This is a genomic window from Microbacterium sp. K35 (genome assembly GCF_004794375.1).
Classification (GTDB): Bacteria; Actinomycetota; Actinomycetes; order Actinomycetales; family Microbacteriaceae; genus Microbacterium; species Microbacterium sufflavum.
The window spans coordinates 1-8,262 of the sequence record NZ_SSDM01000123.1 but is presented as its reverse complement, the minus strand read 5'-3'; the positions used below and the strand labels follow the sequence as shown (position 1 = coordinate 8,262).

General features: G+C 68.3%; 8 protein-coding genes and 1 pseudogene. 7 read left to right on the top strand and 2 right to left on the bottom strand.

Features of this window, described 5'->3' with window-relative positions:
• The first annotated feature begins 52 nt into the window (after positions 1–52).
• Entirely contained in the window at positions 53–1,084 is a 1,032-nt protein-coding gene (locus tag DW299_RS03780; RefSeq protein ID WP_136035751.1) for a hypothetical protein, read from the top strand.
• Positions 1,085–1,121: 37 nt separating this feature from the next.
• Positions 1,122–2,132, top strand: a complete 1,011-nt coding sequence (locus DW299_RS03775) for an alpha/beta hydrolase (RefSeq protein ID WP_136035749.1) — start codon at positions 1,122–1,124, stop codon at positions 2,130–2,132.
• On the opposite strand, the gene DW299_RS03770 is transcribed toward DW299_RS03775, so the two are convergent.
• Together DW299_RS03770 and DW299_RS03765 are read right to left on the bottom strand one after the other, a co-directional pair.
• Entirely contained in the window at positions 2,123–2,755 is a 633-nt protein-coding gene (locus tag DW299_RS03770) for a GntR family transcriptional regulator (RefSeq protein ID WP_136028859.1), read from the bottom strand. The two genes, DW299_RS03775 and DW299_RS03770, sit on opposite strands and share 10 nt — an antisense overlap.
• A gap of 409 nt (positions 2,756–3,164) precedes the next feature.
• Positions 3,165–3,653 (bottom strand): YajQ family cyclic di-GMP-binding protein, encoded by a 489-nt coding sequence (locus DW299_RS03765; RefSeq protein WP_136035747.1) that lies wholly within the window; start codon positions 3,651–3,653, stop codon positions 3,165–3,167.
• Positions 3,654–3,842: 189 nt separating this feature from the next.
• Here DW299_RS03765 and DW299_RS03760 point away from each other — a divergent pair, with 189 nt between their 5' ends.
• The 5 genes and pseudogenes from DW299_RS03760 to DW299_RS03745 all read left to right on the top strand — a co-directional run.
• On the top strand, positions 3,843–5,051 hold the full coding sequence (locus DW299_RS03760) for a sugar ABC transporter substrate-binding protein (RefSeq protein WP_136028863.1): 1,209 nt from the start codon (positions 3,843–3,845) through the stop codon (positions 5,049–5,051).
• Between the two features lie 72 nt (positions 5,052–5,123).
• Positions 5,124–6,728, top strand: a complete 1,605-nt coding sequence (locus tag DW299_RS03755) for an ABC transporter permease subunit (RefSeq protein ID WP_136035746.1) — start codon at positions 5,124–5,126, stop codon at positions 6,726–6,728.
• Between the two features lies 1 nt (position 6,729).
• Complete coding sequence (locus tag DW299_RS03750) at positions 6,730–7,632, top strand: sugar ABC transporter permease (protein ID WP_136028866.1); 903 nt, start codon at positions 6,730–6,732, stop codon at positions 7,630–7,632.
• Between the two features lie 69 nt (positions 7,633–7,701).
• A complete protein-coding gene (locus DW299_RS18875) occupies positions 7,702–7,854 on the top strand; it encodes a hypothetical protein (protein WP_168387200.1) in 153 nt (50 codons plus the stop codon).
• 117 nt (positions 7,855–7,971) lie between these two features.
• Positions 7,972–8,262, top strand: a pseudogene (locus tag DW299_RS03745) (hypothetical protein); the annotation flags it as partial.

Below are 8,262 nucleotides of genomic sequence, written 5' to 3'. Positions count from 1 at the left end.
GATCGCCGCAGCGCGCCCGGGCCGGAGGCGCACTCCGCCCTAGGCTGAGGGCATGCGACACCGCCCCCTCCTGGCCCTTGCGGCCGTGACCGTGCTGCTGCTCTCCGGATGCGCGCCGGAGCCTGAGCCCACCGAGACGTCGACGCCGTCGGCCTCGGCATCGCCCACGCCGACGACGGATCCGATCGTCGCCCCGACGCCGGCGTTCGATGTGAGCTGCACCGACGTGGCCGCCGAGATGACCGCCGCCACCGGTGAACCGGCCGGCGAGGTCGCGGAGGTGCTGGGGGTGTGGTCGGCGCCGAGCTGGTATCCGGGACCCGCACAGCACATGTTCCAGCGGGCGGGCGGCATCGCGTGCTCGTCCGGTACGAGCGAGCGCAACTGGGAGGTCTCGGTCGCACCGGGCGCGACGGCCCTGATCGAGGGCGCGGAGTCGCGCGGTGGCTACGCGGGTGAGGAGGCGCGCTGCGAGGTCGGCGGGTACTGCTTCTTCCAGGTCGTGGAGGGCGAGGTGCTGGTGTCCGGGGCGGTCGTCGATCCGGCGCTCGGCCCGGACGATGCGCCGGCGATCAAGGAGGGACTGCGTCGCATCGGCGCGGCCGCCGCGGCGTCGCTGCGTGAGGTCGTGGTGCCGGAGAGCGCGATCGCGGGCGTGGAGTGCTCGCGGTTCCTCACCGACGTCGAGTTCGGTGAGCAGCTCGGCACCGAGGTGCACGTGATCGACGGCTTCGGCGGGTGGTCCATCCCGGCCGAGGTGTACCAGACGGTCAACGGTTCCCGCATCTGCTACTACGCTTCAGGCGACGACGAATACAGCGCGCAGGGCTACCTGATGCTGACGACACTGCCCGGAGGGGCGTGGGCGTTCGAGCAGATCGAGGGCGAGAAGCCGGTGGAGGTCGCGGGCGCGGATGCCGCGCTCACGGGTGTGGACGAGCAGGGCCGCACGGTGCTCGACGTCCGCGTCGGGACGGATTGGCTGCGGCTGATCACCTTCCAGGGATCGGGCATCAGCGACCTCGCGCCGCTCGCGTCGACCATCGTGGAGAACTTCGGTGTCGGTCGCCCGGGCGGTCAGTAGTCCCGTGGGCTAGCCTGGCGGCGACGGGGGGAGACGCATGGCCGAGTGGATCCCGGATGTGCTGGGCGAGGAGTTCGAACAGCTGACGCTCGACCTCGGCGTCGATGACCAGGGACCCGTGGTCGCCACACTGGTGCGTGCGCTGCCGGCGCCGTCCGGCTGGTGGGATCGGGCCAGGGGCCGTCGGCGCCTGCTCGAGGGCGTGGACGTGCTCTACATCCACGGCTGGTCGGACTACTTCTTCCAGAAGCGGCTGGCGCGCTTCTGGACGGCTCGCGGGGCGCGCTTCTTCGCGCTGGACCTGCGCAAGTACGGACGCAGTCTGCGCGAGGGCCAGACCCCGGGGTACATCAGCGATCTGGCGACCTATGACGAGGACATCGCCGCCGCACTGACGGCGATGGGCCGAGGTGAGGGGGGAGAGGAGTCCGCACGGCGGCTGGTCCTCCTCGGTCACTCGACCGGCGGGCTCACGTTGAGCCTGTGGGCGTCCCGGCACCCGCACACCGCGGACGCCCTCATCCTGAACAGTCCGTGGTTGGAGTTCCAGTTCGCCCCCGTCCGCGCGGCGATCGCGCCGATGGTCGAGTTCCAGGCGCGGATCCGGCCGCTGGACGCGGCACCCCAGGTCGACCTCGGCTACTACACCAGGGCCCAGCAGGAGGTGGCTGACCCCGACGACCCGATGGACGTGAACCTCGCCTGGCGTCCGGTGCAGACCATGGCCGTGTACGCCGGCTGGTTGAACGCGATCCTGTCGGGCCATCGGACGGTGGCGGCAGGGCTGTCGATCGAGGCACCGGTGTGCGTGCTGCTGTCGGCGCGTTTCGTCCCGCCGACGCGATGGTCGGACGACCTCACGTCGGCGGATTCGGTGCTCGTGGTCGATGACATCGCCCGTGCAGCGCTCCGGCTGGGCTCGACGGTGACCGTCGAGCGTATCGACGGAGCGCTGCACGACGTGTTCCTGTCGCGACACGCGGCCCGTGAGGACGCGTATCGACGCCTGGACCGCTGGGTGGTCGGCTGGAGGGCCGCTCAGACGTAGTACATCGCACGGGCCAGGCGTTCCGCCTCGTCCCCGTTGCCCCGCGTGACGGCGATCTCGAAGTCGTCGTACACCTGTCGCATGCGCTCACGGTCTCCGCGAGGGACCACCCACGCGCGCAGGTTGCGGGCGAGGGCGACGTCGACGTCGGTGATCAGCATGCGGTGCTGGTGGTTGCCGCTGTGCTCCGCGAGATACGCGAACACGGCCCACCGCGCACTCGAGGTCGATGCCCCGTCGCGCAGCGTGCGGCGCACCTCTTCCATCAGGCGGACGACCCGCTGGCGCTCCGCCGGGCTGAGCCGTGGCACGGCCATCCGGGCGGCGATGCCCGCCTGGTACCCGGCGAACTCGAGCGACTGCGTCACGACGGCCGCGGTCACCGCGGTCACCTCGGTGTACCGACTCGGGTACATCGTCACGAGCCCGAGTCTCTCGAGTCGCTGCAGCGCCTCTCGGACCGGGGTCCGGGAGACGTGGAGCTCATCGGCCACGTCGACGTCGCGGATGCGCTCGCCCTCCCCCAGTTCGCCCTCGACGATGAGTCTTCCGATGTGGTGGAAGACCTCGTCGGCGAGGAGTTGCTTGCTTTCTCCAATGGTCTTCGTCTCGACGTGCCCCATGGACCAGCCCCCAGTTTCACTTCTTGTCACGGTTCCGCGGCCCCGCCCGTGTGGCGGTGGGGCCGGCGACTCCGTGCCGATCTTTCTCACCTGCGGATCCGATGTTCGTGGGGGCGGGCAGCGGGCCGGTGAGCTGTTCATTCTTCCTTCACCGTGGTGCGGGCACTTCGGATCCGGTGACGCGAGCCCGCGGTGCCTGCACCCTCGTCCCCACGAGAGCGCCTGCGAATCCCGGGCACCTCGTTCCGCGCGGGCGGCGTGCAACGAGGGCGTCCATGGCTCCGACGGATCGGGGCCGCTTCCAGTCTTGGTCAAGCACACCGATATCTCGATATGCGTTGACCGGGGAAAGTCGGAGCGCACGCGAAAGGGGACCCGGCGACGCCGGATCCCCTCTGTGCCGCGCGACCTAGCGGTAGTTGACGAACTGCAGGTCGATGTCGAGGTCGGAGCCCTTCAGGAGAGCGATCACGGCCTGGAGGTCGTCGCGGCTCTTCGACTGCACGCGCAGCTCGTCGCCCTGGATCTGGCTCTTCACGCCCTTGGGCCCCTCGTCGCGGATGATCTTGCCGATCTTCTTCGCGTTCTCCGACGAGATCCCGTCCTTGAGGCTCGAGACGATGCGGAACTCCTTGCCGCTCGCGAACGGCTCGCCCGAGTCCAGGCTCTTCAGGGAGATGCCCCGCTTGATGAGCTTCGACTGGAACACGTCGAGCACGGCCTTCGCGCGCTCCTCCGAGCTCGCCGTGATGAGGACCTGCTCCCCGCTCCACGCGATGGATGCCCCGGTGCCCTTGAAGTCGTAGCGCTGCTCGACCTCTTTCCGTGCCTGGTTCAGGGCGTTCTCGGCCTCCTGATGATCCACTTTCGAGACGATGTCAAAGGAACTGTCAGCCATACAGGCAGTGTATCGAGCAGCCCTCGTGACGACAGGCGTGGAAGCGTTTTCAGTCGGGTGCCGCCCCGCGTGCCCCATCACAGGTTGATATCGACGCTGCTCTCGATTGCGATCCCGCTCCTGATCGATGCATACTGTAAGCGCTTGCAGTCCTTGCAGGTTGAACAGCATTGAGAGAGGCACACACCAATGAAGGTGAACAAGAGGGGCGTGCTCGCCGCGGGCGCGATCGCCATCGTTTCGACTCTGACGCTCGCCGGCTGCTCCGCGGGGACCAGCGGCGGATCCTCCTCCGGCGGCGACGACAGCGGCTCGCTCACGGTCTGGGTGGACGCCGAGCGTGTCGACGCCCTCCAGGGTGCGGCCGACGCCTATCAGGACAAGACCGGCGTCAAGGTCGAGCTGGTCGGCAAGTCCGTCGACGACATGAAGGACGACTTCATCCAGCAGGTGCCGACGGGCAAGGGCCCTGACATCGTGATGGGCGCCCACGACTGGCTCGGCGAGCTGTCGACCAATGGCGTCGTCGCCCCGATCGAGCTCGGTGACAGCTCCGAGGACTACCTCCCGGTGGCCCTCCAGGCTGCGACCTACGACGGAACGGTCTACATGCTGCCGTACGCGGTCGAGAACATCGCCGTCCTGCGCAACGCCGACCTCGTGCCCCAGCCGGCCACCAGCTTCGATGACATGGTCTCGAAGGGGAAGTTCGTCGTCGAGCAGGGCACCGAGGGCAACCCCTACCACCTGTACCCGTTCCAGACCGCGTTCGGTGCCCCCGTCTTCGGCACCGACGACAGCGGCAGCTACGACCCGAGCGACCTGCAGCTCGGCAGCGAGGGGGGCTTCGCCTTCGCCGACTGGCTGGGCGCGCAGGGTGCGGCCGGCACGCTCAACACCGATGTGGACGGCGAGATCGCCAAGCAGCAGTTCCTCGACGGCACGGCCGCGTTCTGGCTGACCGGGCCGTGGAACGTCGGCGCAGCCACCGACGCCGGCATCAACGTCGCGATCGACCCGATCCCGAGCCCCACCGGCCAGACCGCCTCCCCGTTCGCGGGCGTGAAGGGCTTCTTCGTGAGCGCCGAGTCGAAGAACAAGGTCGCGGCGAACGACTTCCTCGTCAACTACATCGGCACCGAGGACGTGCAGCTCGAGCTGTTCAAGGCGGGCAACGTGCTGCCCGCCCTCACCGCTGCGGCCGACTCCGCGGCGTCCGACCCGATCATCGCCGGATTCCAGGCCGTGGGTGCCGACGCCGTCCCGATGCCGGCCATCCCCGCGATGGGTGCGGTGTGGCAGTACTGGGGTGTGGCCGAGGCCGCCATCATCAACGGTGCGGACCCGAAGGCGACGTGGCAGAAGCTCGTCGACGACGTGACCGCCGCGATCAAGTAACCGCCGCAACGGCACAGACCCTGCCGGAGCGGGCCGCACCGCCCGCTCCGGCAGGATCATGACGAGGACGACATGACAGACACCGACGAGCGCATCGCGCCTCCGACCAAACGACAGCGCCAAGCCGCCGCCATCGCCGAAGCGGCGTCCCGACCGATCGGCTGGATGCTGCTGAAGATCCTGCTACTGGCCATCGTCGACGCGATCGCGGTCTATGCGGCCTTCGTGCTCTTCGCGCACCGGGAGTGGCTGATCCTCGCGATCGTCGTCCTGGTGACGATCCTCGTCAACTACATCTACTTCTCGCGCCGGTGCGTCCCGGCGAAATACCTGACCCCCGGCATCATCTTCCTCGTCCTCTTCCAGGTGTTCACGCTGCTCTACACCGGGTACATCGGGTTCACGAACTACGGCACCGGCCACAACGGCACCAAGGAGCAGGCGATCTCCTCGCTCCTCGCCTCCGCGCAGGAGCGCGTCGAGGACTCACCGACCTACCCCGTGACCGTGGTCGAGCAGTTCGGCACCTACGGCTTCCTGGTGACCGACCCCGAGACGGGCGATGCGCTGCTCGGCACGGCCGACGAGCCGCTGCACGAGGTCGACGCCGACTTCCAGGGCGGGCAGGCGGTCGCGGTCGACGGGTGGACCACCCTTCCGCTCGCGACGGTGTTCACGCTGTCCGACCAGCTGGAGCAGCTCTCGGTGCCGTTCAGCGACGACCCGAACGACGGGAGCCTCCGCGCGCCGGACGGGCAGAAGGGCTACCTGTACGTCTCGACGCTCGCGTACGACGCGACGGCCGACACCATCACCGACACGGACACGGGCACCGTGTACCGCGACACGGGGGAGGGTGCGTTCACCGCCGAGAACGGCGATCAGCTCCTTCCCGGCTGGCAGACGACGGTCGGCTTCGACAACTTCGTACGCGCGGTGACGGACTCCTCGATCCGGGGTCCGCTCATCTCGGTCACCGTGTGGACGTTCGTCTTCGCCCTGGTCTCGGTGGCCTCCACGTTCTTCCTCGGGCTGCTACTGGCGCTCGTGTTCAACAACACGCGGATGCGGTTCCGCAACGGCTACCGCATCATCCTGATCCTGCCGTACGCGTTCCCCGCGTTCCTCTCGGCGCTGGTGTGGGCCGGCATGATGAACGAGAGTTTCGGCTTCATCAACCAGGTGCTGTTCGGCGGTGCCGCGATCCCGTGGCTCACCGATCCCGTGCTGGCGAAGGTGTCGGTGCTCCTGGTGAACCTGTGGCTCGGTTTCCCGTACATGTTCCTGGTGTGCATGGGCGCGCTGCAGGGCATCCCGGAGGACGTGAACGAGGCGGCCGTCATGGACGGGGCGAACGCCTGGCAGATCTTCCGGCGCATCAAGCTCCCCCTGCTGCTGGTGACGGTGGCCCCGCTGCTGATCTCGTCGTTCGCGTTCAACTTCAACAACTTCAACCTGATCTACATGCTGACCAAGGGGGGTCCCCGGTTCAGCGACGTGTCGATCCCGGTCGGCCACACCGACATCCTCATCTCGATGGTCTACAAGGTCGCCTTCACCGGACAGACCCGCGACTACGGACTCGCCTCGGCGTTCACGATCCTGATCTTCATCGTCGTCGCGACGATCTCGATCATCAGCTTCCGCAAGACCAAGGCCCTCGAGGAGCTGAACTGACATGAGCACGACCAGCCCCACCGCCGCCCGTCCGGCTCCGCGCCGCCGCTCGTTCCGCGCCTGGTTCGCCGACACTGGCTGGCGGCACCTCGTCGCGATCGTCGTGAGCGCGTTCGCGCTCTTCCCACTGCTCTACGTGGTCTCGGCCTCGCTGAACCCGAAGGGCACGCTGACCGGTTCGAACCAGCTGTTCTCCGCCATCGGCATCGACAGCTACGTACGCATTCTGAGCGACCCCCAGAACCCCTACGGCACCTGGTTCCTGAACACCCTGCTCATCGCGGTGGTCACCGGCGCAGTGACCGTGTTCATCGGCGCCTGCGCCGCGTATGCCTTCTCGCGCATGCGTTTTGCCGGGCGCCGCGTCGGTCTCGTCACGATTGTGGTGGTGCAGATGTTCCCGCAGCTGCTCGCGGTCGTCGCGATCTTCCTGCTCATGTCGACCATCGGCGACTGGTTCCCGGCGATCGGGTTGAACACCCATACCGGGCTGATCCTGGTCTACCTCGGCGGAGCGCTCGGGGTGAACACGTATCTGATGTACGGCTTCTTCAACACGATCCCCAAGGAGATCGACGAGGCGGCGCGCATCGACGGTGCGGGTCACGCACGCATCTTCTTCACGATCATCCTGCGCCTCGTCGCGCCCATCCTGGCCGTGGTCGGGCTGCTGTCATTCATCGGCACGGTCAACGAGTACGTCATCGCGAGCGTCATGCTCGTCGACGTCGATCAGCAGACACTCGTGGTCGGGCTCACCAAGCTCGTCGCGAACCCGCGCTACGCGGACTGGTCGGCCTTCAGCGCCGGTGCGGTCATGGCCGCGATCCCGGTGATGATCCTGTTCCTGTTCCTGCAGAAGTACATCGTGGGCGGCCTCACCGCCGGTGCCACGAAGGGCTGAGCCGTCCGGTCGCCCGTCACCTCGGCGTTGCACCCCGGCGGTCGACGGGGCGCGACGTACCCTGGCGACATGGCACGGGTGGGTGGTCGCAGCATCGGGATGAGCTGGGTGGCCGGGGTGATCTGCACCGTGATCATCGGCGGCCTGCTCTGGCTGTCGTTGCCGATGATGCCGGTGCTCGCGCAGTTCTTCGGCGACGCTCTGCGTTCCGCCCTGCCCTGATCCGCGGTTCCCCCCTTCCGCAGGCACCGACCCGGCGACACGTCGGCACGCCTCCGTGAGCGCCAGGACGGGCGGCGGTACCCTCGCAGAGCACACATCGATGAGAGGCGCACCCCCATGAGTGATCCCGAGGCTCGTCAGCCCGAGAAGCCGCGCGACGTCGACGACGTCGTCGGCAGCGCGAACGCCGGTCTCGATGCTGCCGCCGCAGCCCGAGCGGACGTTCCCGGCTCCGACGCGGAGGCCGAGGCGGAGCGCACGCCCGCCGACGCGAACCCGGAGCGCCAGGACCCGCCGGTCGACCCCGATCTGGCCGCGTTCGAGGCCGCCGAGCGCGACCACCCCGGCACCTTCAGCTCGACCGCTCCCGCCGCGGGCGCGGTACCCGTCGCCGACCGTGCGGCCGCG

Bases quoted from the DNA above. Each gene is read 5' to 3' on its own strand.
- DW299_RS03780 (WP_136035751.1), top strand. From the start codon at position 53: ATGCGACACCGCCCCCTCCTGGCCCTTGCGGCCGTGACCGTGCTGCTG.
- DW299_RS03775 (WP_136035749.1), top strand. From the start codon at position 1,122: ATGGCCGAGTGGATCCCGGATGTGCTGGGCGAGGAGTTCGAACAGCTG.
- DW299_RS03770 (WP_136028859.1), bottom strand. From the start codon at position 2,755: ATGGGGCACGTCGAGACGAAGACCATTGGAGAAAGCAAGCAACTCCTC.
- DW299_RS03765 (WP_136035747.1), bottom strand. From the start codon at position 3,653: ATGGCTGACAGTTCCTTTGACATCGTCTCGAAAGTGGATCATCAGGAG.
- DW299_RS03760 (WP_136028863.1), top strand. From the start codon at position 3,843: ATGAAGGTGAACAAGAGGGGCGTGCTCGCCGCGGGCGCGATCGCCATC.
- DW299_RS03755 (WP_136035746.1), top strand. From the start codon at position 5,124: ATGACAGACACCGACGAGCGCATCGCGCCTCCGACCAAACGACAGCGC.
- DW299_RS03750 (WP_136028866.1), top strand. From the start codon at position 6,730: ATGAGCACGACCAGCCCCACCGCCGCCCGTCCGGCTCCGCGCCGCCGC.
- DW299_RS18875 (WP_168387200.1), top strand. From the start codon at position 7,702: ATGGCACGGGTGGGTGGTCGCAGCATCGGGATGAGCTGGGTGGCCGGG.